This window comes from Arthrobacter sp. 2762 (assembly GCF_040548745.1).
In the GTDB taxonomy this organism is placed as follows: domain Bacteria; phylum Actinomycetota; class Actinomycetes; order Actinomycetales; family Micrococcaceae; genus Arthrobacter.
The window spans coordinates 91,969-115,522 of the sequence record NZ_JBEPSI010000010.1; the positions used below are offsets into that span (position 1 = coordinate 91,969).

The window sequence follows — 23,554 nt, forward strand, 5'->3', positions numbered from 1 at the left end:
TATTAGCCGGGAAACAGGTCTCGGACCGTTGCCTGCAGCTTGTCCAATGCAGGGCTCCGTTGGGTGCTGGCAGCGAACTTCATGAGTCCGCGGCAAGCGAGTCCCGCGTCTGTCAGCTCACCGCTCAGCAGGAAATCCATCAGTTCATCGCTTGGCAATAGCCGTACGAAGCCCGCCTCGGAAGGGTCCCACGATGGGTCGCTGCCGAGGCGGGCTTCTGCTGCAATGATCAAATGCTTCCGCCGGGATGAGTTGGCGGACCACCATTCGGATCCTGCGTAGTAGACGGCCGACGATTCATAGCCTGTTTCCTCGGCCAACTCGCGTTGGGCGCCATCTACCGGAGTTTCGTTCTCATTCAGGTAGCCCCCGGGCAGTTCCAGCAACGTCTTTCCTGGGCCGACGCGGAACTGCTCAAACAGCACCACATCTGTTCCGCCCTCCGTGAAGGCGAGAACCGCTGCGGAGTCGGGGCCCGCGATGACGTCCCAGGTTGAAACTGAGCCGTCAGCCTCCAAGTAGGTGTCCTGATTGATGGTGACAAAGCCTTTGTACGCACGCGTAGTCCAGAGTTTTCGCCACAATTCGTCCGAATTGTTCACTCTTGGCGGTTGGTCTTGAGTTCCCGACAGAATCTCCACAACATCACCAACGAAGCTGCCGCGATGATGATTCCGGAAATGAGGGACCACACAGACTCGCTGCCGCTTGAGATGAAAATGTAAGCGGCGTAGGAGGCCATGACGAGGGCGAGAAGCAGCCATACCATCGGTTTACGATTCACAATGAGTTCCTTGATTGAGTGGTAGTTGTCAGGCCAAGTCACGCTTGGAGAACACAGGCAGGCTGCCCCCAAGACGATTAACCGCCAAGCAGCGGCCCCGAAGAAAGACTTCGACGCCGGTATGTGGACTGCCGCTTGATTCGCCCAGTCGGCAGTTTGGAACGGGAAATCCTTCGAAGCTGGCGTGCATTGTCATGGGTGCCCTTTCGTGTGGTCGTCGCGTTCGGGTTGTCCAGGCCATAACGGGGATTGTGAAAAGGTTTGCCAGAGCCACTCCCCCAAGGTTGCTTGGCCTCGGCTGGCTACTTCCGCCCGCCCCGAAGCAGGGAGGGATGTGCTTTCTGCCACCTGACCTACGTAGGCCAACACGGGCAACGTGGTGCCTGCGAGCGCCAAGGGAACGATGGTGTCCACAGGTGCAGTGGATGACGACGGCGGGTGGTCACCGATAGTGGCCCGCCCCAGGTTTTCGTGAATGACCATTCCCTGCGATTGCAAGGCGACGCTGTCGCCCGGTTCCAGCTCGCGATTGTCAGCTCCGTTGGGCGTCACGATGAGCAACTCGCCGTTCATGTAGGTGTAGCCCGCTACGGTCATCCGACTCACAGGCATCACGGCGAGAAGCGTCCCTATGGCAAGAGAGCTTATGAGCATGAAAAGGACACGCCTCCACAGTGGGCTGCCGTTCTTCGCAGCCGCGCGGAAAAACTGAACCACACTCCTGCACGCCATCACTACGAGCAAGCAGAGGATGGCAAACACCACGATGTGCCCTGTGTATCCGAGCTGCAGGAAGATCGGCACGATGCGTTGAAAGCCAATAATCATGAAGCCGACGCCCGCGATGAAGCTCGCCAATCCAAACCATGGAAGCAGACCGTTGCCGCGAAAGGTGGCCCGCGCTCCAAGAATCCGGGAGCCAACGACGTCGGCCAGCGCCTTAAGGGATTTCTGGCGAAGGTGGGGAATGTCCACAGCCGACATCAAGGCAACGTAGCCGTCCAGCTTGATGAACGGGAAGAGATTCAAAATGGCGACAGCCCAACAAATAACGCCATAGAGAAGAGCCGCATCCTTCACCGAGGATGCCGGAAGGAAAGTCTGTAGCGCCAACGCGCTGGCCCCTAGGCCAAGGTGCACCAGCGGCCCAGCGAGCGCGATCACCACTCGCTGCTTGCGTGAGCTCAACCGCCAGCCATCGGTTACGTCGCAGAAGAAGGCCGGAGATAGGTAGAACAGCATGATGCCAATTCGCCGGGGCGTGCCGCCAAAGTAGCTGAGGGCCATTCCGTGGCCGAATTCATGCAGCAACGTGGAGGCAAACATCGCCCCAGCAACATAGAGATACACCCCAAGTGGCAGCGGCGTCGCCAAGACCCGCCAAATGTTCGGGCCAGCCGTCAAGGCGCCCAGCATCCCGCCAATGAGAAGCAAGGCAAGTGGCAGCGCAGCGATTGGCCGCGCAAAGGCAGCTACCACTGGGCGGAACCGCAGTAGGAGCGGCGCCGGATTGAACAAGGTGAACTGCACCGTCAAGGGAGCCCGGAACTGAACGCGCCGGTCCCTCGGCGGGGGTGCACCGCCGTCGAAGATGCCAGTGTGCGCCAGCTGCCGAACGATCCCCATGACGTCGGCAGCCGTCCACGGCAACCCCAAAAGCTGGGCCACCTGGGCGGGGTTTCGCTCACCGTCAACGGCTCTGAGGACGGCGGCCACATCTGCTGAAACCCGGGATTTTGGGACACTGTTTATGGCAACAATCCAAGGACCACCGTCCACTAGCGGTTGATCAATGGAGGCCGATGGCGCCAACTGAACCGGCCACTGAACGGGTGTCCGAGTCTTGGGCGATCCGAGCATGGCGAGCTTTCTCATATCAGCGGGTGGGGTGTTAAGGACATACCGGAGGGGTCACAGACCGAACCGGACGGCATCTGGACCAGTCCTTTGGTTTCATCCATCGTCAGCGGAACAGCGCCAGGACAAATCGCCTTGCCCGCTACCCACCCGAGCTCCTGAATTGCCGCTGGGAGGCGGTGGGTGAGGCTGACCCAGTGTGATCGAATGTCTCGCCCCGCCAAAAACTTCACCAGGACGTCGACGTTCGGAATGGGCTTGACCTGCGGAAAGTGGGCAGGCCTGAAGGTTCGAACCCACAAAAGTAATTCAGCCAGAGCTTGCCCGGTGGTCCAGAACTCGGCGCGGGATTCGTCGTCGATCACTTGCGGCGATGGAACTGCCGACGGCATCCGTGAAAGGAAGAGTTCGCGAATCTGCAGGCCTTCCTGCAAGGCTCCTCTCAGAGCGGCGACGGGGTCGGCGGCCGCCTTGAGTCCAACAGCACCGAAGTGGCCGTGCCCGGTGTCACCAGTGATGAAGCAGACCGCAATATGCAAAGGACTTTTACCCTGTGGGATGAAGGCAAGTGTTGGGGCGATGTCAGTTTTGCGTGCAGCCTCCAGGAGCAGAAGTAGACCCCGGGTGCCCGGAGCGACGAGCACATCGGCCGGCATCGCCCCAGCCACGAACTCGTGGAGTGGAACCCTTTGGCGCCAGGCAGAAAGGAAGGCATCCCGTTCTATCACTTCACCGATGCCAGATGCTTGCGCGAAGCTTTCTGACGGACCGGACGCTGCGCCATTCGGCGATGGATCAAAGAACCCGCTCCATGGATCCGGATGCGTGGATCCACCAGCGGCGTAGTCCACCGCAGGAGCCGGTACGTGTGATTCCTGGCCTGTCAGCAAGTCCGTTGCCCGGTACCACGGGAAGTCGAAGGCGAGGGCGGAGGCACGTCCCAACCCGGCGGACACAAAATCGATGCGCTTGTCCGTTGCGTCTCTCGCCGCACGGTCTGTCGCCGCACGAAGGTGCTCAGAGTCCGCGGCCATGGGCGCCAACGCGAAACGCTCTACGGCCTCGCCTGCGCCCCGCGTCATAGAGGAACGCTTCTTCACGTCAAAAGCTCCGACGGCGGTCGCGAACCCCTTCCCGTCAGGCCTCCCATTAGCGAGGGAGGCTACGGTTCGCCAAAGCCCTACATCGTTGGGCAGATAGACCGTCGCCGAGGACACTAGTCCCAGCGAAGGATCAAGGGTAAGTACTGGATCGATGCTCATCTGCCACACACCCACAGCTCGACGTCATCCAAGCCAGGCACCTGCGTGGCGATGCGGACGGGCCGACGCTCGAGGATGGTGAGGCCTTCTGCCAGCACTTCTTCCTCGATGAGGCTGTTACTGACGAACGCGATGTCGCTTGAATACGCGGACGATCGGTACGTGCCGCCTTCATCGAAGCCAACGTGGATCATGGTTACGTGCCGGGCCCCGTTGACCGGATCACGACTTTCCACAGTGATAAGGAATGCGTCCTCGCCCAGCGCCGAAACCGTCGTTCCGCCGTCGTATCCTTCCGATGCCTCATGACTGTCGGCGTTGAGTACCGTCAACAGGAAGCGTCCGTCGGGCATCAAGCAGTCACGGACGCGGCGGAACAACTCCCTCCTGTCTTGGGGGTCCAGGAGCGTGATGGAACTGGCGCCGAGAACGACGCAACCGAAGCCGCCGTCGATCTCAAATCGGGACATGTCCGCCTCGAGCAATTCCACCGGCACTTCGCGGGGATTAAAGGCTTTGGTGCCGATCCTTTCCGCGAGCATCGCGAGCATTTCCGGCGAGGAGTCGACGGCGGTCAGAGGACGTCCCAAGGCGAGGAGCGGCCGGGTGATCCGGCCTGATCCCGCAGCCAATTCCAGAATGGGGCCGGTGGTTTTACGTGCTGCAGCCAGGATCTCGGGAAGTTCGGTCAGATCGTCAGCGGTGATCTGATCGTAAAGACGGGACCCTGCAACGCTGTATAGATCCTCGGGAGGATCCAGGTGGCCAAGGACGCGCAGGATGGCATCAGCAGATTTGTCGGGCGGGATATTCATCAGCTCGTGTTCTCCGGGAGTTGGTAGGAGTCGGGGATCCACGCGGGCGGCGGCGAAGCGTCGCGCCACCCGCGTGCACCAGCTAGGTGGCGGCGATTCCGATGAAGATGCCGGCGATGATGATGACGTCACCAACGCGCATGTACCACGGGGTATCGTCCGGGGTGTCGAGGTTCTCCAGTTCTTCGATGGTCAGCTGAAGGTTCGAGTTTGCGATCATTTGCGTTCTCCTTGCTCTTGTTGATCGTTCTGTTGTTGGGCCCTTCCGTTTCGCGGAGGGGGTTAGGTGATGCTGACGGCGATAATGCCGATTGCAACTCCCTGGGACACTCCGATGAACCAGTTGTTGAAGTCCGGGGTGTCCAGCGATTCGATCTCCTGGATGGAGATGTTGAGCTGTTTCTGCATTGCGTTCACCTCCCTTCGATGCGGGTTGAAGGACTGCGCGTATTCGTCAGGTGATGCTGACGGCGATCCCGATCAATGCGAGGCCAACGGTGATGCCGTGGATGCGTTCGCTCCAGTCGTCAGGGACGTCGATGCTTTCCAGTTCCTGGACGGTGAGGTCCAAAGTCCTGGGTGCAAGAGTGCTGCTCATGTGCTCACCCCCTTTCCCTTACCGCTCGTAGCTCACCCACTGGGCCTGGCAAGATTTGTTGTTCCAGCGCTGCCTTGGAGAGGACATACTGGACCTGCACGCCATCAAGGCCCCGCAGCATCGGCAGCCCGCCACCCCAGTTCCGGAGAGCGGCGGCAGTAGTCTTCATCAACGCCTTCTCGCTAATGGCGTCCAGGCGCGCGATGCCCCACCGCCACATCAATTGGTTGATGCCCTTGGCGGGGTTGGAGTCCAATGACGGATCCGCATCTGTAACCACTGACCAGAGCTTTAGAAGGCGGTTACGGTCACCCCAGGATGCCGTTCCGTGGAGAATCTCCTCCCAGATGGGACTGATCACGGAGGCTGTGGCGGTCATCTTTCTGGCCCCTGTCACATGGGCGAGTTCGTTGGCGACATACCAGTGCTTCGCTCCGTAGGGGTCCCGAGCTACCAGGGCCCAACCGGTGTGCGTCTCCATGCTGAGGTGGGCCGCCGTCAGTCTCAGCCCCGGCCCATCCTCACGCGTCACTCGATTGCCGAGCCTGACGATCCGCGCCAAGAGTGAGTAACCGTCGTCGTCGAAAATGTTGGAGCTGCTGCCAATCAGGGTCCCCGCCACCCGGAGGAACGCCTCCAGCAGCCCTTCGAAAAGCAGCTGCCTCGGCAGGGTGGCGAGATTGCCGGCGTCGAGCACTGCCACGTCACCTGACAGGTGACGTGAGGCGATCAAACGGCGCCCGACGGCGGTGTCCAGGCACGCTACAGCGCTGACTTCGGCGCCGGTCCCCACAGTTGACGGCAGGAGGACGGTCCGGGGACGCTCATTTGGATAAGCGACCGGAGGCAGAACGATGAGACCCGAGCGCTTGGCATGGCGTTCGACGAAGATCGTGAGGCTCGGGTCCGCGGTGAACAATGCCGCCAGTTTTACGGCGTCCATCACTGAACCGCCGCCAAGTCCCACAACGGTCTGAAGCCCTTGTTTGCGAATGAAGCCGCCTACAAGCCGCATGGTCTCGACGTTGACCGGGCCAGCATCCAACTCCAAGGTTGGCGCTCCCTTTAAGTCGCCGGCCAAGAGGGCATCCCTCTGTCCTGGGAGTGCACCATCCACCACGAGTCCGGTCCGGCCGCGGGTAAGTCCGCCGATGTATTTGGGTGCCATCCCTGAGTGGAGGACGACGCATCGCGTGCTCCATGTGCGATCCGCGATCATGCGAAAACTCCGTCGTGTTCTGCCTTTGCCAGCCCGTGGACAATGGCCGCGTGCAGTTCCTCGAAGTTCTCCTGCGTGAAGGTCAGCGCTGGCAGGAGTTGGATCCGACCTGGCCCAGGCTGCACGATGGCTCCGGCTTGATGGATCCGCCGCACGACGGCAAGGACACCGTTCGGAGAAAGGGGTGATCCACTCTTGGTTCGCAGCAGGATTCCCCTCATACAGCTGCGTCCTGAGGACTCGCCGACCCCTGGAACGTCCTGGAGATTGACAATGAGCGTGTCGAGGCCTTCTGATACCCGCTGAGTCAGAGTGCTGTGATCCAGCCGTTTCATCTCGGAGATCGTGCTGAGAATGGCGGCGCAGGTTGCTGGAGTTCCGGCTTGGGTTTCGCCGTGGACAAAGACGGCTTCATTCTTATCGAAGAGCTGGGTTATGCGCCGGCCGATCAGAAGGGCGGCGCATGCGCTGGTGCCGTTGGTCAGTCCCTTGGAACTAACAATGACGTCCGGGGCTTCCCGCCACTCATCTGAAGCGAACCATCCTTTAATACGGCCGAATCCGGTGGCGACTTCGTCAGCCACAACAAGGAAGCCATGCTCCTCCCGGTGTTTGAGGAGTGCGCTCACGAAAGCGTCCGGTACGACTTTCGCACCCGAACCTAAGACGGGCTCGACGATGACGGCCGCAATGCGATGCCCCTCCCTTTGCATGAGATGGGCCAACTGGGCGCCACCGTCGTCGAACCGGACATGCCGGATGTTGCGCCTGTCGACGCCATAGACGGCTTGACCGAGGTCGTCGCCGCTGAGTGCCTGGCTTCCGTACGTGAGCCCGTGGTAGCTCCCCCTTAACCCGACGACGAGTTTGCGTTCGGGTTGTTTGTCCAGGACAAAGTAGTGGCGGGCGAGCTTCATGACGGCGTCGTTGGCGGCACCTCCGGAGGTGGAGAAGAGTACGCGCTCGAATTGATGCTTGGGCAATTCAAGGAGGGCTTTGGACACCTCGATTGCCTTACTGTGCGCGGTCCGGAAGAGCGGGAGGTAGGACGCTGTTTCGAGTTCTTTGGCTATTGACTCCGCAATCCGTGCGTTGCCGTAGCCGAGGTTCGCGTTCCATAGGCCGCTCTTCGCGCAGAGCCGTCGTCGTCCGTCTTCGAAGGTCACGTGGACGCCTTGGGCACTGACCGCTGTGTGGCTTGCTGCCTCGAAATCGTGTTGGCTTACCAGCGGGACCCAGAGTGGGAGCTGGGTCCGGGGTTCCAGGGGTGGGGTCATCGTTTTGTGCCGATGAGATCAATACCGAGCTGCTCGAACTGATTCAGGATTGCCGTCACGGATCCTGCGGCCACGGCCTCTGAGACGTTGAGGGCGGGTGCTATGACTGCGGCAGCAGCGCTGACGTCCCGCAGGTTGGAGATGGCTTCGATGATGGTGGCGGCGTCAACCCCAATCTTGAAGACGCGACCCGACTTGGTGTCCAGCAGCGTGTACTCCCCTGCCCTTTGGACGATGAAAGGAGCCGAAGCCGAAGGGACTCCCGATGCTGCGCTGAAGAGGCTGGCTCCGAAGCCCACAAAGCTGGTGGTCTCGCGGGCTTCACGGGGGATGAACTTCCATGCATCCAAAGCGGCAAGGTAGCGCGGAATCCAAGGGTTGGCTTTGAGGGCCTCAATGTCCACACAGTTGGGCGCAGCCATGGCTGATGCGGGACTCAGGGCAGCTGACTCGGCGCGCAGGTCTTCGATCGCATCGCCGGTCCGGCCAATCTCTGCTCCATAGGGGCCGCTGAGAATTCTTCCATCCCAAGTGATGTGCAGCCTTGCCAAGGAGATGTTCTTCTGTTCTATCCCTGTGAGCAAGGCACGCTCGGCCAGAACAGCATTCACTTCCGTCAGCTGCCAGACGAAGTGTCCCGAACGCCGGGCTTCTTCAACATCGTCAAGGAAGGCCTGCCAGTCCTCTTTGGTGGTCATCCTGACCACTGTTACGCCCACCAGATTGACGAAAGGTATGGCCACGTAGTCCTGGATTTCCAGGCTGAGTGTGCCGTCTACCAGGAGTTCTTCCCCGGCGGCGTCGAACGAGCCGGACACTGTTGTGATGGCTTCATCGTCTTTGTCCCCGTTGAGAGCAAGGATGACCGAGCCCTCGGTTACCAGCGTCTTCACGTAGTCGATGTGCTCGGGATTCTCCACGAAAACGACGTAGCCTGCGATGCGCCCTGGCATGCCGGTAATCCACTGGTCCACAGCTGCGGCAATGGTCTGCTGCTGACTTAGCGTCAATTCCCCAACCCCCAATAGTCCTTCGTTCTTGAGACGAAGCTATGGGCCAGAGTGGGTGCCATGGTGCAGGAAATTGAAACTAGGTGGTGGAATGCCCCAAAGATAGGTGGTGCGTGGGGCTATCTAGGTGGAGGGGAAAGGTGGTCTAGGTGGTGGGAATCAATGCCCGACCATGTCGAGGCAACCGCCGTCCATGATGCCTCCACCCGTCTCCACTGTGGCCGGGCCCGTGAGCGGAACGTACCCGTACAGACAGCCTCCGATGGGTACTGTGACCCCGAACCTGACGCCGTTGCCGCCGTCGTCAGTCTGTACTTCCTTGAGGCTCAACGCCGTGAACGCCATCTCGACGTCGTCCGCGTTTGGCGGCCTCGTGAGCGAGTCCAGGGCTTTGCGCGCGGGACCGACGTACGCGTCAAGCTGTGCCCGCATTTCCGGGGTCAGCTTCCTGCGTTGACGGTAGGTTTCGTTGGCTGCCATGGCCGCTTCGCCGTCGTACTGGGCACAGGTACTGTCCGTCCGTGGTTCCGTGCCTGCGACCGGGCAAGCGGCGGTTGGCGACAGCGAGGTAAGGGTTGACCTTGAGGCCACCGTTCCTGGAACACTGCACCCGACCACGGCGGAAAGCACGACGGCGGTGATCGTAAGTCCCGCTGCCACGTGCCATGAACTTGTTTGCCCCATCCAAGGGACCTTACGGGAAGGGTTGTGCGCGGGGTAGTTAATTTGTCCAACGATTTGAATATGTTACTTTGGAGTCCGCATCGTCGAACGATTTTGGGGGAAATCAATGACAGCGAAGCCCAGCAAAAAGGCGAAAAACTACTGGATGGCCGTGTCCGCCGCGTATGGCGGGACGTTGGCGATTGTGGTGATCACCGAATGGCCCTGGCCGCTCATCGCAGGTGCCGCGCTTGTCCTACTACTAATTCTGCAGCGATTCCATGGGCATGCAGGACACAAGGACAGGGCTGAACCCGGAACGGAAAGCGCCACGCTGGGATTGTTGAGCTCCACCTTCGGTGCGGCTGCCATCCTTATCCACGGATCCGATATCGCGATCTGGGCGGGGCCTCTTCTGGGTCTGATCACATTTGTTGCCTTGTACTTCTGGCTTGCCAGGCAGGGCATGATCCACCAGCACTGAATGCGAGAAGGGCTGGGCCGAACGCCAATGTGCGCCGAATTTGGCGGTGGCATGCGTGCTGTTCGGTTGGTTCTTTGCGGTTTTGTCAGCGTTGCACTGATGATGTTGGGTCTGGTTCCGGCATCCTTTGCGGCAGGACCATCGCCCACTGCCTCACGGGCTACCGACCCCAAAGTCAGTCCACCGGCCGCTCTACCCAAGGTGAAGGCACCACAGTCGGTACTGCCAGTTGCCAACAGGGAGACGGCGGCATCGGCGCCGTGGCTAATGAGTTCGCGAGTGGCCTCTGACGTGGTGGTGACCAATCCCAGTGACTGGACAGTGAGCCTGGCGATGGTGGTTGACACCGAAGTCCACCGGACGGCGACCGTCAACAAGACTTTGACTGGATCCGGAATGACTGTGGAGATCCATTCGCTGACGGACAGCCCATGGAGCAGGCCGGCATCAGCGACGGCGATCCGACTCACTCGTCTCAGCGGCCGCTGAATCGGTCAAAGTGCCTCCGGCGCCACATGCGGTAAGACCCCCAACCAGCAGAGTGGACATCGTAACTGCGCGCGCCGGCAGGCCTACTGTGGGCGAGAGTCCTCGACGGTTGCTGGCGAAGCAAGGGGTTCCTGAGCGCCGGCAGGGTGACGATAGGAAACTACGGCAAAAGCAATTCCGACCAAGATTCCCGCTATCCACCCAATTACTCCGGCGCCGCCGGGCACGGGCACGTCGTGAAGTACGGAAGAAACTATTAAGCCACCGCAGAGTAGAGCCACGGCGCCTGTGACGGCGGCTTGCAGCATTCTTGACGCTTTCTTGGGGACCAAGATTCGTGCCATGAGGACGAGCAGCGCCACAACGAGCCCAAGAAGGATTCCCCCCGGTATCTCGAAAATGAAGAGGTTAGCCATACCCCACATGAGAGTGGCAGCGTTGACGTGCCCGATCATGTAATTGAGGTTGAAGGCAAGTGCCCCGGCTGCCCCGGAAAATGCACCGAGCCACAAAAGCCTCGATGGCAATTTTCCGGAGCGCCACCAACCAAGTGGTTTACTTTTCGCCATATTTTAGAACCGCCTGTCGAAGGTTTGCCGCTTGGTTCTCTGGTCAGCCTTGTACTTGACCAGTTGAAGGGGTCTTCCATGTGAAATTCCAGGCCAAACATTGCGTCATCGTCTCGGTCCTCGAAAGCCTCGCCCGAGAGCTTGTATGACGAAACCAACTCGGACATTTCTTCTGCAGTGAGGTTGTAGAAGTCATTAGTGTCTGTTGGCCCAGTGTAAGGACGCAACCCAGCCCCTCGCCAACGGAACGAACTACAAAACCGTCGTCCTCGACAACGATAGGTTCTTCGTCTCACGGAAGAACAGGACCACGACCACCGCGGACACTAGAGCCATGCCCATCAGGTAGAAGGCCGGAGCCAGCGGCGTCCCAAAGCCAGCCACCAATCCCGTAGCAACGAACGGAGCGGTTCCACCGAATAGAACGTAGGCCAGCGTGTAACCAATAGCGGACCCCGAAGCCCGAACCGAGGAAGGGAACATCTCCACCAAAGCCGGAACATTTGAGGTACCGATCACAGCGACCAAAGCGCCCAGGATGCTCGTGCCCAGGATTGCGAAGCCGAGACCCAGCGGCATGATCGAGAAAGCCGGAATCGTCATGACGACGAATCCCACACACGCCACCAGCAGCATCCGCTTGCGTCCGTAGCGGTCGCTGGCACGGGCGGCCAGAGGGCAGACCCCCGTATAGACGAGCATCGTGATCACACTCGTGATCATCGATTCCGTGCTGGAGTAGTGGAGGCTCGAGGTCATGTACGCAATCATGTAGCTGCTCATCAGGTAGTAAGCGATGGCGTTTGTGATGCTGTAGCCGAAGAGCGTGAAGATCTGCCGTGCGCAGAGACGAATGGCGTCACCCAAGGGCTTCTTGGCTACGTTGCCCTTTTTCTCCAGACCACGGAAAACGGGAGTGTCGTCCACTCTGGACCGAATGTACAAACCGATCAGACCCAGCGGCGCTGCGAGCAGGAATGGGATGCGCCAGCCCCAAGCCTGAAGGTCGGCGGGGCTCAGTGTCGCGGTGATCGCGGCACCCAGCAGCGCACCTGCAACTGAAGCCAGGCCGACTGTTGCAGGGATAATACTGGCGTACGTCGCCCGCTTGCCTTCCGGCGCATACTCAACGATGAAGGCGGACGAACCCGTGTACTCGCCACCGGTGGTGAAGCCCTGCACGGCGCGGAACAGGAACAGCAGGATCGGAGCCCACACACCGATCACCGCAAACGTCGGCAGGATACCAATGCAGAACGTCGCCGCGCTCATGATCAGCACGCACAGGCCGAGCATCTTGTTGCGGCCAATCCGGTCACCGTAGCGTCCAAAGAACGCCGCCCCGAGCGGCCTGGCGATGAAGCCGCCGGCGAAGATCGCCCACACGGCCAGAAGTGACGCCGTCGTGGAGTAATCGGGGAAGAAGAGCTTCGCGATGGTGACGGACATGACCGCATAAGCCGCGGAGTCGAACCATTCGACGAAATTTCCGACGGCGGCTGCCGCAGCGACGCGCTTCAGGCTGCGCCGGGGGGAAGACTCAGTTTCAGCAACTTTCTCGGTCATCGTATTCATGATTGTTGTCCTTCGAGGTGGGGAGAGGCTACAACGTGTGGGAGTTCGCGGAGCTGGGCCCGCTGGACTTTTCCGGTGGCCGACTTCGGCAGTTCGGATACGTACTCAATGAATCGTGGGTACGCGAATCGGGAGAAGTTCTCCTTCACGTGCGCCACGATGATTTCGCTCAGGTCCGCTCCCCCAGCGTGACCGGGCATCAGTTCGATCCAGGCCTTGATGGACTGGCCGCGCAGCTCGTCGGGCACGCCAGTCACGGACACGTCCCGCACGGGATCGAGTTCGCGAATGACTGCCTCCAGCTCATACGGCCCCACACGGTAGCCGGACGTTTTGATGACGTCGTCGGTCCTCCCCAGGAACCAGAAGTAGCCGTCGTCGTCCGCGTAAGCCTGGTCCTTGGTGTGGTACCAGACGCCCCCGAATGCGGCGGCTGACGCCTCCGGCATCTTCCAGTATCCCAAGGGAAATTGCGGGTTGGAGCGTGCACGAAGGCAGATCTCACCGGTCTCACCGATCGGGACTTCCTGCTCGTTTTTGTCCAGTAGGCGGACTTCCCATCCAGGAAGTGGACGCCCCATGGACCCGGGCTTCACTGGCACATCCGGGTAGTTGCCGAGCAGAGGGTACGACTCGGTAGAACCGTAGTAATCGAGCAACGTCACGCCGTACTGCGACTCGAACCACGTGATCAGGTCCGGTGTCAGCGGCTCATTGGACGAGCAAACCGTCCGCAGGGACAGCGGGAACCGAGTACCGGCGTCGGGCACGTCTTCGCGCATCTTGCGCAGAAAAGTCGGGTTGACCAGAGCGCTGGTGACGCCCTGGCGACTCATGCTGTCCAGCAGGGCTGCGGGGTCGAAGCCGCCGTTGGGCCGGAAAACCAAGTGTGTTGCGCCTAGCCGGAGCGGTCCCATGAGCTTGGCCAGCGACCATGCCCAATCCCCCGCACCGTAGAAAACATCGCCGTCGCCGATCTGGTGGCAGTACTCGAACTCGTTGTGGCCCAGCAAGGTCCGGTGCGCGTGGACGATTCCCTTCGCCCGGCCGGTGGTGCCCGAGGTGTAGAAGATGAGCGCGGCGTCGTCGGCTTTGGTTTCGACATCCTGGAACTCCGTGGGCGCTTCTTTGATGGCCGAACCATCGATGTCGATGAAAGTGCCTTCGTAGTCCTTGAACAGATGCTTCGCGGACTCCTCGGCGATGATCACCAACGCGCCACTGTCCTCAAGCCGAAAACGGATAGGTTCCGCTGCCCAGAGCAGGGACATGGTGACCAGGATGGCGCCGGTTCGCAGCACGCCGAGGTACGCGGCCGGGGTGTCGGAACGCTGGGGCAACAGAACAGCGACGCGGTCGCCCTTCTTGATGCCGGCTTTTTGGAGAGTGGCCGCGATCTGCCGGGAGCGGTCCTGGATTTCGCCCCAGCTCACCTCTCGTTGACCTTCGACGGCGGACTCCAGTATGAGTGCCAGCTTTTCTCTTGGGTGCCGGTCGGCGACGTCGACGGCCATGTTGTAGAGCTCCGGAACTTCCCAGCGGTGGCTGTTCCGCAGTTCGGTGTAGCGGTCCTGGGTTGCTGTTTTCATGGTGTTATCCGTCCCTTCAGCGGCGGCCGGCGAGGAAGCGGGCCATTTCGCGCTGCGGCTCACCGGTGCCGTAGGCCTCGCGGTGCACGCGCTTGGCTTCTGCCATGGCATCGCTGAGGTCGTCGTCTTCCAGGCTGCGCAGGCGGTTCTTGGTCAAGCGGACGGCACCCGGAGGAAGGAGGCTCAAGCGGGCGGCGAGGTCCCGTGCGTAAGCCAACACGCCGCCGTCGTCCGCCAGGTAATTAAGGAGGCCGAGCCGCTGGGCCTCGGCAGCGTCCACGAGCTCGCCGGTGAGGACGAACTGGGAGGTCTTGGACTTGCCGAGGATGCTCCACATGGCCCAAATTCCGGTGATGCTGGGGATGCCGGAAAGGACTTCGGGCTGGCCCATGCGGACTTTGGAGTCGCCGACGCGGAGGTCCGCGAGCAGTGAGTACTGGAAACCGGAGCCGGCGGCGACGCCGTTGACCGCGGCGATGGTGATCTGGTCGAGGTTGCGGACGGCGCGGTAGAGGCGGTCGAAACCGTCGATCCAAGCTTCTGCGGACTCGTGGTCCTCAGGGTTCATGGACGCGGTCTCGGCCAGGTCCTGACCGGCGCAGAACGCCCGCCCACTGCCTGTGAGGATAACCGTGCGGACCTCCTCGTTGCCCTTGAGGCCTTCGAGGTAGTCGATGAGTTCGCTGCGCATGGCCTCGGTCCAGGCGTTGAGCTTGTCCGGGCGGTTGAGCGTGATGATGGCGGTGGGGCCGGTCTGTTCGAAGAGGACGTCCTGGGACATTGGGGCGTTTCCTTTGCTGGTTTGCTGGGCTTCTTGAGTCCCATCAGACCACCGGCGAATGTGACCCGTCTAACATCAATATCTACTCGTCTTGATATCAAACTGATATGGTGCGGCGATGGACCTTCACCATCTCAAGTACTTCGTGGTGCTCTCCGAGGAGCTGCATTTCGGGCGTGCGGCGCAGCGTTTGCACATGGCCCAACCGCCGCTCTCGCAGCGGATCAAGGACCTGGAGAAAGAGCTCGGGGTTCAGTTGTTTCACCGTCGACGGACGGGCGTGGAGTTGTCCGAGGCTGGGGCGTTGCTGCTGGAACACGCGCGCGGGGTGCTCGATCACGTGGCCATGGCGCAGGAATCGATGCGGCGGATCCGGCCGGGCGCTTCGGGTGTGCTGCAGGTGGCGGTGCCGCCGGATACGAACCCTCTGGCTCTATCCACGATGGTCTCTTCGTTTAGCTCGCTTGCCCCTGATGTCCTGTTGAACTTGCACGAGCTCACCACCGTGGAGCAGGTTGAGCGACTGCGCGACGGCGAACTGGACGTTGCGGTGGTCCGTCACCCTTTGAGCAGCGTGGGTTTCGAGTCGGGGCCGGTGTTCTCGCGTGCGCTGGGGGTGGTGCTGAATGCTTCGCATCCGCTGGCTGCTCTTTATGCCGTGCGGCTGGGCGACCTGGCAGGGAATCCGCTGATCATCTTCCCGCGGCACATGGCCCCCACACTGTACGACTCGTTCCTGCACACGTGCCGGGACGCTGGGTACTTACCGGCGGCGATCGTTCACGCCAGAAACCAGCACTTCACGCACGGGCTGATCATGGCCGGCCGTGGGGTGCACTTCAATGAGGATCCCTGGACGCCGTTGCCTTCGGGAATTGTGTGGCGGCCGCTGGTTGGTGATCCGTTGGCTTGGCGGACGTCGGCACTGTGGTTGAAGAGCCGACGGTCAGCTGAGACGGATGCGTTTGCTGCGGCTGTGGGGGCGGGGTTGGCGGCGGGTGGGCATGGATAAGTGCCCGCCGCGGCGGCGCATTAATAAAGGTTGAAACTCCATCAAGGCTCTTCGAGTACCCAGGCGTTCGATGATGCGGCACCCCAATGTAAAGTTACGCTCTATTCCGCGCTCAATAAGGCCAACAGCGCCTTTCGCAACTCCTTCCACGTGGCATGTCGCTGCTCTAAAGCTTCATACCCCGCTGGCGTCAATTCATATCGCTTTCGGGGCGGACCGGTCGGCGACAATTCCCATCTGTAACGCACTAGGCCTTGTCCGCTAAGTCGATTCATGAGCGCGTATAAGTCACTCTCGCACGCAAGTAGCTCATGGGCGTCCCGCAACTGGCGAGTCATCTCATATGCATGAGTCGGGCCCTTTCGCAGAACCGCGAGTACCGCGAGTACTACCAACGCACGACGAATGCTGCTTCGATCTCCGGCTTGCCCCCAGCTAACCATGCACGAACGGTACCTCCTACAGCGTTGTAGATCAAAGTCAAGTCTCACTTATGTTCAAACCATCAAAGCAATTCGGCTTTGACCCGAACGATGAGACTCGGCCTCAGGCCGTTTTCAATAGGGGGAACCATGCAGACTGAAGTTCTTAAAGCGCAGCCAAACAGTGAGTGGAAGCACTCCAGGAACGGCACGGTGAGAAACACAATTCTTGCTTCCGTCATCGCTATCGGCGCGGTGCTGTTACCGCTGACCGCGGCGCCTGCCCAAGCCTCAACCGGTGGTGTCGACTATTTTTGTTCGAGTAGCTGGGGAACAACCGTTTGGAACGGTCACGACCCGTATGCATGCAGCGGTACTCTGACGGGTTACCGGGATGGCTACAACGTGGGCTCCGTCAACATGGTGCAGCTAATCGCCGACCAGCCCGCGCGCACCGAAATCGATTTGAACCAGTGGTGCACCAACAACTCGTTTTACTGCATGACGGCCGGAGGAGCATTCTGGGCCTTCGTCAGTGGCGTCTGGGGAGCGGCAACTAGCTGAACTTCGAATCGATATGACGCTACCAGGGCACTGTTGCCGTGGTAGCGTCATCTCATGAAAGTGACTCCTCGAATGCGTCGCACTCTCATCGTTTTCCTAGCGGGATTTGTCCCATTCGCCGTATTCTGGCCAATTTATGGCGCCCTTGCGGCCCTTGGTATCGGCCTTATGGTGGCAGCCGCGGTGATGGCAATTGATGCCTTAGTAATTTCGCGTCGTAAAACTCGAAGAGAAGCGTAGGCCATCGCCGTTTTGCGCGGTAAGGACTGGCGTAATCCCGGACTCGCCTATGCTACGCCAGCGATGAGAGCGCGTTGAGCCATGGTCTCGCCCGCAAATGCCGATCCTTCCACTGCCGTCACCGTGCTCCTGTTTCCGGCAGACTCTTCCACCGCAGCCAACACTCGCTGGATTTGCAGCCCGTCACTGAACGACGGCGAGGGCGCCTCGCCCGCGCTGATGGCCAACAGGAAGTCCCGGATCTGGTGCGTGAACGTGTGCTCCCAGCCGATGATGTGTCCCTGCGGCCACCAAGCCGCAGCGTACGGGTGTTCGGGCTCGTTGACCAGAATCCGCCGGAAACCCTGCTCCCGCACGGGAACCGTAGCGTCCAGGAAGCCGAGTTCGTTGAGGTTCTCCAGGTCAAACGTCAGCGAGCCCAGCGACCCGTAGATTTCAATCTTGAGCGAGTTCTTCTGGCCCGTGGCCACACGGGATGCTTCCACCGAAGCACTGATGTTTCCTGTCATTCCAAGAGTCGCCCACGCGGCGTCGTCGACTGTCACTTTCTCCAGCCCAGCGGCACCGGGGCGTTCGGCCACAAAAGTCCGCAACGTCCCCGTCACCTCGGTGACGGTTTGCCCCGTAAGGTGCTGGACCTGGTCGATGGCGTGGGAAGCTATATCCCCCAAGGCCCCGGAACCGGCGGTTTCCTTGCGGAGCCGCCAACTCATGGGGGCGTCGACGTCGGAAAGCCAGTCCTGCAGGTACGCGGCACGGACGTGCCGCACAGTTCCGAGACGTCCTTCGGCAATCGACTCCCGAGCCAATGCCAGCGCAGGCACGCGGCGGTAGTTGAACCCGATCATCGACTGCACGCCCCGGGCCCGCGCCGAAGCAGCCGCTTCCGCCATCAACTCAGCCTCACCCAGAGTGTTGGCGAGCGGCTTCTCCACTAAAACGTGCTTTCCGGCTTCCAAAGCCGCGATGGCGATCTCGGCGTGCATCCAGCCGGGCGCGCAGATATCCACGATGTCGATGTCGTCCCGTTCAATTACGGAACGCCAATCCGTCGCGGACTCGGCCCAGCCATACTTGGCGGCAGCCTCTGCAACCAGGACTGCGTCCCGGCCAACGAGCACTTTCTGCTCGAAGGCCGGAACGTCGAAGAAGCTGGCCACGTTCCGCCACGCGTTCGAATGGGCCTTCCCCATGAAGGCGTAACCGATCGCGGCCACGCCCAACGGATGGCCGGCGGTAGGGGTGAGAGATGTGGTCATTTTCCTAGGCCTCCTCGAACCACCCACGTGCAGGGTTGGAGACCTCGGGCGCATCACGGAAAACGCCAGGCTGGGCCACCCAACCAACACCGTTGGCGATGACCTTCTGAATCTGCGGCTGGTGGTACACCGGGTATTCCTGGTCGCCGGGGCTGAAGTAGAAGATCTTGCCCTTGCCGCGGGAGAACGTCACACCGGAGCGGAACACCTCTCCCCCGGCAAACGAGCTGATGAAGATCAGGTCATCGGGTTCCGGAATGTCGAACAGCTCCCCGTACATTTCCTGCTTGGGGATGACGATGGGGCTTTCAATCCCGGCCGCGATCGGGTGCGACGGCTTGACCGTCCACACGAGTTCGCGTTCGCCCTCGTTGCGCCACTTCAGGGAGCAGGTGGTCCCCAGCAATCGAGTGAAGATCTTGGCGAAATGCCCGGAATGCAGCACCACCAAGCCCATGCCTCCCAGCACGTGTCGCTGCACGCGCTCCACTACTTCGTCGCTGACTTCCTGGTGCGCGATATGCCCCCACCACAGCAGCACGTCGGTCTGCGCAAGGACCTCCTCGGAGAGCCCATGCTCGGGATCGGCCAGAGTGGCTGTCGAGATTTCGGAGTCAGGGTAGAACCCACGAAGGCCGGCGGCGATGGCACCATGGATCCCTTCCGGGTACATCTCGCCGATAGAGGCGGGCTCGTTCCGGGCCTCGTGCACGGCCTCGTTCCAGACAACAATCTTCAATTTCGAATCAGACATTTCAGAGCACCACTTCACGTTGTTCGAGGGCGGATTTGTAGCAGGCATCAAGCACCAGGGCGCGGCTGAGGGCAAGGGACCCGTCGTGGCTTCCCCATACAGTCTCGCCACCGCGAACGGCGGCAATGAAATCGTCGACGACGGCCTGGTGGGCTCGCCCGGGTTCGGCCACCACCTCGAAGTCGGCGTTCTCGCCGTCCTTCTCGGTGAAGACGTGGACGTCCGCTACCGGATTCTCGGAGGCGCCGACCGAGCGCAAGTCCGCACCGCCGTCGGTCCCGTAAACGGTGAAGTCCATCAGGTCCTTCTCGTCGCGGTACGTGGCCCATCCCGCTTCCAGGATCAAGGTACCGCCGCCTTCCAGCCGGATGAACGCAGATGCGAAGTCTTCCACTTCAAACTTATGACTGGAGTTCGAAGCTGTGTAGCGGGCGTTGCCGCCGAGACCGCGCGGGCCGAGTTCGGAGTGGGTCGACGCCGAGACGGCCAGAACCTTGGGTTCTCCGAGGAGGTGCAGCGAGTAGTCGAGGACGTGCACGCCGATGTCAGCCAGCGGACCGCCGCCAGCGAGTTCCGGGTTGGTGAACCAGCTGCCCAGCATCGGGATACCTTGCCTGCGGAGCCAGGATGCCTTGGCGTAATACGGACGTCCCAGCGTTCCGGCGTCGATCACTTCCTTCAGCGCCTGGATGTCGCCGCGGCGGCGGTGGTTGAACGCGACATCCAGCACGCGGCCAGCTTTGCGGGCAGCGTCCACCATCTGTTGGCCTTCGACGGCGTTGCGCGCCAACGGCTTCTCGCTCAGCACATGCAGCCCTCGCTCAAGCGACGCAATGGCGATCGGCGCGTGCAGGAACGTGGGCACGGCCACGCTGACGGCGTCGAGGCCTTCGAGCTCGATCATGTCTTCCCAGCGGGCGAAGGCGTGGGGAATGCTGTATTCCTCCTTCAGCTGGGCGAGAAGGTCAGCTTCCATGCCCGCGACGGCGACAATTTCGACGCCGTCGATGTTGCTGTACGCCTTGAGGTGCTGCTGGCCGGCCCAACCGATGCCCACAACTCCCACCTTGAGGGTTGCGGACGGGGCCTGCTGCTGAATGCTCACGTTGTTCCTGTTCTTTCTGGGGTTTCTAGGTTCGGGTTGAAAAAGGACTAGCCCTTGACGGCGCCAGCCGTCATGCCGGAAACGATGCGCTTCTGGCACACGAGCACCAGGATCACCAGCGGGACGGTGATGATCACCGACGCGGCGCTGATGGTGCCGAGGGGTTGGTCGAACTCGCTGGTGCCGCTGAAGAACGCAATCGCGACCGGTACGGGCCGGGATTCCGGCGAGGTGGTCAGCGTTACAGCCAGGAGGAATTCGTTCCAGACCGAGATGAACACCAGGATCGCCGTCGTCGCCAAGCCGGGGACCGCCAGCGGCAGGATCACCTTGCGGAAGGCGACAAAGGGCGTGGCGCCATCCATGTACGCGGATTCCTCAAGCTCACGCGGGATCTCCTTGAAGAAGGACGTCAGCGTGTAGATCGCCAGCGGCAACGCGAACGTCAGCTTCGGGATGATGAGGCCCAGCAAGGTGTCGTACAGGCCGATTTCGCGCCAGATGGAGAACATCGGAGCCGCGATGGCGATGGCCGGGAACGTGGTGACCGAGAGGATCAGCGTCAGGATCATCGCCTTGCGGCGCATCTTCAGCCTGGCCAGCGCATAGGCGGCAAAGGACGCGAAGACCAGCGCCACTGTTGTAGTTACGACGGCGATAATCACCGAGTTGCGCAAGGCCAGGAGGAACTCGGGGTTCTGGAAGACCACAAGATAGTTCTCGAGGGTCGGCTGGCTCGGGAAGAGCTCGCCCTGGGACAGGCTCGCGCCCTTCTTAAGGGAGGTGTTCACCAGCCAGTAGAACGGGATGAGCGAGAAAGCCATGACGGCCACCACGAACACCCATACCAGGGGGTGCAGTTTTGATTCCCCACGCAAGCGACGCTTCGGTGCCTTGGGGCGCGTGGCGAGTTCCGCCGTCGGGCGTTCTGCAATCAGTGTGCTCATTGTTCCTCCTTCGCGACGTCGCGGATGTTGCCGCCGGCGAAGCGGACGTAGATGACCGAGACCACCATGACAGTGAGGAAGGTCAGGATGGACAGCGCCGAGCCTTCGCCCACCAGCCGGTTTTCGCGCAGTTGGGTGTAGGCGAGCATGGACATGGATTCGGTGCCGTTGGCGCCGCGGGTGAGGACGAACGGCAGGTCGAAGACGCGGAGGGCATCCATGGTGCGGAAGATCGCGGCGAGGACGATTGCCGGGCGCAGGAGCGGCAGGGTGACGTTCACGAAGGTCTGCCATTTGCTGGCGCCGTCGAGTTCCGCGGCCTCGTACGTTTCTGCGGAGATGATCTGCAGGCCGGCCAGGATGATGAGCGCCGCGAACGGGGTGGTCTTCCAGACGTCGGCCATGACGATCACGGCCATCGCGTAGCCGTGCTCGCCGAGCCAGACGACATCGCCGCCCGGCAGTCCCAGCGTGGAAAGGACGTTGGTGACCAGGCCCATGTTGGGCTGGAACATCGTTTGCCAGGTGATGGCGCTGACCACGGTGATGATCGCGTACGGCAGCAGAACCACGGTGCGCAGGACGGCGCGGCCCTTGAACGCGAGGTTGAGCAGCAGCGCCATGGCTGTACCGAGGACGAGTTCCAGGCTGACCGAGAGGCCGGCGAAGAGGAACGTCTGTCCGAACGCTGCCCACCACTCTTGGCTTGCGAGGGCGTTGATGTAGTTTTCCAGTCCGACAAAGCGGGACAGGCCGGCGGTGCGGACGCTGTACTGGTTCAGCGAGAGCCAGATTGCGTAGCCGATGGGGACCGCCGCCACCAGCGCCATGATGACCAGCGACGGGGCAGTCATGCGGAACGCGAGCTTGCGCTCTGCGCGGTCGCGGCCGCTTTGCGTCTTGCCTCCGGGGTGGAGTGTTTTGATGGCCATGGCTAGAAGCTCGCCTTGGCGGCAGTGATTTCCTCGGACATCTTCTGCACGGCTTCCTCGGTGGAGGCGGTGCCGGAGAGGACGGCGTAGACGTTCTTGTAGATCGCCTGCGAGATCTGCGGGTAGACGGGGGAGATCGGGCGCGGCTTGGCACCCTTCACGGAGGCGAGGAGTTCAGTGGCGAACGGCATCTTCTGCAGAACCGCGGGGTCAGAGTAGGCAGCTTCGTTGACCGGGGCCTGCGAGTAGTCCATGGCCACGTGCTTCTGCCATTCCGGGCTGGTGGCGTAGTCGATGAACGCGACGGCCCCGGCCTGGTTGGTGGAGTGGGTCGAGATCGCGAGATTCCAGCCGCCGAGCACGCCGGAGGCCTCGCCGCCTTCCCATGCCGGCAGCGGCGCGACCGCGAAGCTGGACGCCAGCGGTGTCGCGTTCAGCAGGCGGTAGACGTGCGGCCAGTTGCGCTGGTATCCGAAGTCGCCGGACTCGTAGGCGAGGCGGGCCGGGTCTTCGTTGTAGGTGAGGACGGCGCGGTCGGCTGAGCCGTTCTTGAGTCCGTCGCTCATGAAGTTGAGGACGTCGCGGGTTTCCTTGGAGTCGATTGTGACGTCGCCCTGGTCGTTGAGAACTTCGCCGCCTGCGCTGTAGAGCATTTCGAGGAAGTTCACCGTGAGGCCCTCGTACTGCTTGCCCTGGTAGACGTAGCCGTTGCCGGGAGCCTTGGCGGCTTCAGCGTAGAGCTGCTGCCAGGACTCGGGTTTGGCTACCTTGTCCTTCTGGTAGTAGATCAAACCGGCGTTGGTGAAGAACGGCGAGCCCCAGTACTTGTCCTGGTACTTGGTGGTTTCCACAGTGGAGGGAATGAGCCGGTCCTTGTTGGCCTCCACCAGCTTGGTCTGATCCAGCAGCCAGCCCTGGGAGGCAAACTCGGAGGTCCAGATGACGTCCGTGAGGAAGAGGTCGCACTCGGTGGACTTGCCCTCAAGCCGCTGCACGATCTGCGTGCGGGCTTCGTCCGTGGTGGCGCCGATCTCGGTGTACTTGGCCGTGACCTTGCCGTTCGCCTTTGTGAACGCCTCAGCCGTGCCCTTGTAGATGCCGCTCGCGTCCTTGACGCCGCAGATGTTGACGTCACCGCTGGCATTAGCGCCCGACGCCGGATCGGCAGCTGCCACTTGTTCGGCACCTTGGGGTGCGGCTCCCCCGCCGCACGCGCTGAGGAGAAGGGCTGCTGCTATTGCGGTGGCCGCTAGGGCTTTGCGGTTTCGTGCGGCTTTGTTCTGGAGCGGGAGAGCAGGTCGGTTCAAGTCCACAAGTGGCTCCTTTGGGGTCTGTGGGCGGAGGATT

The 23,554-nt window shown here is 61.4% G+C and carries 26 protein-coding genes; 4 read left to right on the forward strand and 22 right to left on the reverse strand.

The features are described 5' to 3' along the window. Positions 1–2 precede the first annotated feature (2 nt). The 12 genes from ABIE18_RS18010 to ABIE18_RS18065 form a co-directional block, all read right to left on the reverse strand. Entirely contained in the window at positions 3–602 is a 600-nt protein-coding gene (locus ABIE18_RS18010; protein ID WP_499723986.1) for an NUDIX hydrolase, read from the reverse strand. Further along, a complete protein-coding gene (locus tag ABIE18_RS18015; protein WP_499723987.1) occupies positions 599–784 on the reverse strand; it encodes a hypothetical protein in 186 nt (61 codons plus the stop codon). Before ABIE18_RS18015 ends, ABIE18_RS18010 begins: the two co-directional genes overlap by 4 nt. A gap of 192 nt (positions 785–976) precedes the next feature. Continuing rightward, entirely contained in the window at positions 977–2,659 is a 1,683-nt protein-coding gene (gene mpaP / locus ABIE18_RS18020; protein ID WP_499723988.1) for a daptide biosynthesis intramembrane metalloprotease, read from the reverse strand. Continuing rightward, positions 2,656–3,903 carry a YcaO-like family protein gene (locus tag ABIE18_RS18025; protein ID WP_499723989.1) on the reverse strand — a complete coding sequence of 416 codons (1,248 nt, stop codon included), beginning with the start codon at positions 3,901–3,903 and terminating at the stop codon, positions 2,656–2,658. The genes mpaP and ABIE18_RS18025 overlap by 4 nt, the downstream gene beginning before the upstream one ends. After that, on the reverse strand, positions 3,900–4,718 hold the full coding sequence (gene mpaM, locus ABIE18_RS18030; protein ID WP_499723990.1) for a daptide-type RiPP biosynthesis methyltransferase: 819 nt from the start codon (positions 4,716–4,718) through the stop codon (positions 3,900–3,902). Before mpaM ends, ABIE18_RS18025 begins: the two co-directional genes overlap by 4 nt. 82 nt (positions 4,719–4,800) lie before the next feature. Beyond that, positions 4,801–4,938, reverse strand: a complete 138-nt coding sequence (locus tag ABIE18_RS18035; RefSeq protein ID WP_499723991.1) for a daptide-type RiPP — start codon at positions 4,936–4,938, stop codon at positions 4,801–4,803. A 62-nt stretch (positions 4,939–5,000) separates the two neighbouring features. Next, positions 5,001–5,126: a daptide-type RiPP gene (locus tag ABIE18_RS18040; RefSeq protein ID WP_263422335.1), complete on the reverse strand. Its 126-nt coding sequence runs from the start codon at positions 5,124–5,126 to the stop codon at positions 5,001–5,003. 46 nt (positions 5,127–5,172) lie between these two features. Then, positions 5,173–5,316, reverse strand: coding sequence for a daptide-type RiPP (locus ABIE18_RS18045; RefSeq protein ID WP_431116704.1), 144 nt, complete (start codon positions 5,314–5,316; stop codon positions 5,173–5,175). Positions 5,317–5,320: 4 nt separating this feature from the next. Then, the gene (gene mpaC / locus ABIE18_RS18050) at positions 5,321–6,535 is read right to left on the reverse strand and encodes a daptide-type RiPP biosynthesis dehydogenase (protein ID WP_499723992.1); all 1,215 of its coding nucleotides are present in this window, start codon (positions 6,533–6,535) and stop codon (positions 5,321–5,323) included. Then, positions 6,532–7,812, reverse strand: coding sequence for a daptide-type RiPP biosynthesis aminotransferase (gene mpaD / locus ABIE18_RS18055; RefSeq protein ID WP_499723993.1), 1,281 nt, complete (start codon positions 7,810–7,812; stop codon positions 6,532–6,534). The genes mpaC and mpaD overlap by 4 nt, the downstream gene beginning before the upstream one ends. Beyond that, complete coding sequence (gene mpaB, locus ABIE18_RS18060) at positions 7,809–8,837, reverse strand: daptide biosynthesis RiPP recognition protein (RefSeq protein WP_499723994.1); 1,029 nt, start codon at positions 8,835–8,837, stop codon at positions 7,809–7,811. Before mpaB ends, mpaD begins: the two co-directional genes overlap by 4 nt. 144 nt (positions 8,838–8,981) lie before the next feature. Beyond that, entirely contained in the window at positions 8,982–9,506 is a 525-nt protein-coding gene (locus ABIE18_RS18065; RefSeq protein ID WP_499723995.1) for a hypothetical protein, read from the reverse strand. A gap of 106 nt (positions 9,507–9,612) precedes the next feature. Between ABIE18_RS18065 and ABIE18_RS18070 the strand changes: the two genes are divergently transcribed. Both ABIE18_RS18070 and ABIE18_RS18075 read left to right on the forward strand, forming a co-directional pair. Further along, on the forward strand, positions 9,613–9,969 hold the full coding sequence (locus tag ABIE18_RS18070) for a hypothetical protein (protein ID WP_499723996.1): 357 nt from the start codon (positions 9,613–9,615) through the stop codon (positions 9,967–9,969). Between the two features lie 279 nt (positions 9,970–10,248). Further along, on the forward strand, positions 10,249–10,458 hold the full coding sequence (locus ABIE18_RS18075) for a hypothetical protein (RefSeq protein WP_499723997.1): 210 nt from the start codon (positions 10,249–10,251) through the stop codon (positions 10,456–10,458). An 821-nt stretch (positions 10,459–11,279) separates the two neighbouring features. Here the strand turns inward: ABIE18_RS18075 and ABIE18_RS18080 are convergent. From ABIE18_RS18080 to ABIE18_RS18090, 3 genes are read right to left on the reverse strand one after another with little or no spacing between them, the layout of a single operon-like run. Continuing rightward, positions 11,280–12,602, reverse strand: a complete 1,323-nt coding sequence (locus tag ABIE18_RS18080; RefSeq protein ID WP_498687592.1) for an MFS transporter — start codon at positions 12,600–12,602, stop codon at positions 11,280–11,282. After that, a complete protein-coding gene (locus ABIE18_RS18085; protein WP_499723998.1) occupies positions 12,599–14,191 on the reverse strand; it encodes an acetate--CoA ligase in 1,593 nt (530 codons plus the stop codon). Before ABIE18_RS18085 ends, ABIE18_RS18080 begins: the two co-directional genes overlap by 4 nt. A gap of 16 nt (positions 14,192–14,207) precedes the next feature. Then, the gene (locus tag ABIE18_RS18090) at positions 14,208–14,972 is read right to left on the reverse strand and encodes an enoyl-CoA hydratase/isomerase family protein (RefSeq protein ID WP_499723999.1); all 765 of its coding nucleotides are present in this window, start codon (positions 14,970–14,972) and stop codon (positions 14,208–14,210) included. A gap of 118 nt (positions 14,973–15,090) precedes the next feature. Here ABIE18_RS18090 and ABIE18_RS18095 point away from each other — a divergent pair, with 118 nt between their 5' ends. Further along, entirely contained in the window at positions 15,091–15,984 is an 894-nt protein-coding gene (locus ABIE18_RS18095) for a LysR family transcriptional regulator (RefSeq protein WP_499724000.1), read from the forward strand. A gap of 101 nt (positions 15,985–16,085) precedes the next feature. Here the strand turns inward: ABIE18_RS18095 and ABIE18_RS18100 are convergent, their stop codons facing one another. Then, positions 16,086–16,427 (reverse strand): PadR family transcriptional regulator, encoded by a 342-nt coding sequence (locus tag ABIE18_RS18100; RefSeq protein WP_499724001.1) that lies wholly within the window; start codon positions 16,425–16,427, stop codon positions 16,086–16,088. Positions 16,428–16,556: 129 nt separating this feature from the next. On the opposite strand from ABIE18_RS18100, the gene ABIE18_RS18105 reads away from it, so the two are divergent. Continuing rightward, positions 16,557–16,970: a hypothetical protein gene (locus ABIE18_RS18105; protein WP_499724002.1), complete on the forward strand. Its 414-nt coding sequence runs from the start codon at positions 16,557–16,559 to the stop codon at positions 16,968–16,970. Between the two features lie 287 nt (positions 16,971–17,257). Here ABIE18_RS18105 and ABIE18_RS18110 read toward each other — a convergent pair whose 3' ends face one another. The 6 genes from ABIE18_RS18110 to ABIE18_RS18135 are packed head-to-tail and all read right to left on the reverse strand — an operon-like array spanning position 17,258 to position 23,520. Then, complete coding sequence (locus ABIE18_RS18110; protein WP_499724003.1) at positions 17,258–18,469, reverse strand: Gfo/Idh/MocA family protein; 1,212 nt, start codon at positions 18,467–18,469, stop codon at positions 17,258–17,260. A 4-nt stretch (positions 18,470–18,473) separates the two neighbouring features. Then, positions 18,474–19,223: a ThuA domain-containing protein gene (locus ABIE18_RS18115; RefSeq protein WP_499724004.1), complete on the reverse strand. Its 750-nt coding sequence runs from the start codon at positions 19,221–19,223 to the stop codon at positions 18,474–18,476. Between the two features lies 1 nt (position 19,224). Next, positions 19,225–20,328: a Gfo/Idh/MocA family protein gene (locus ABIE18_RS18120; protein WP_499724005.1), complete on the reverse strand. Its 1,104-nt coding sequence runs from the start codon at positions 20,326–20,328 to the stop codon at positions 19,225–19,227. Positions 20,329–20,375: 47 nt separating this feature from the next. Next, on the reverse strand, positions 20,376–21,275 hold the full coding sequence (locus ABIE18_RS18125) for a carbohydrate ABC transporter permease (RefSeq protein WP_167267307.1): 900 nt from the start codon (positions 21,273–21,275) through the stop codon (positions 20,376–20,378). After that, the gene (locus tag ABIE18_RS18130; protein ID WP_499724006.1) at positions 21,272–22,207 is read right to left on the reverse strand and encodes a carbohydrate ABC transporter permease; all 936 of its coding nucleotides are present in this window, start codon (positions 22,205–22,207) and stop codon (positions 21,272–21,274) included. Before ABIE18_RS18130 ends, ABIE18_RS18125 begins: the two co-directional genes overlap by 4 nt. A 2-nt stretch (positions 22,208–22,209) precedes the next feature. Further along, positions 22,210–23,520, reverse strand: a complete 1,311-nt coding sequence (locus tag ABIE18_RS18135) for an ABC transporter substrate-binding protein (protein ID WP_499724007.1) — start codon at positions 23,518–23,520, stop codon at positions 22,210–22,212. Positions 23,521–23,554 lie beyond the last annotated feature (34 nt).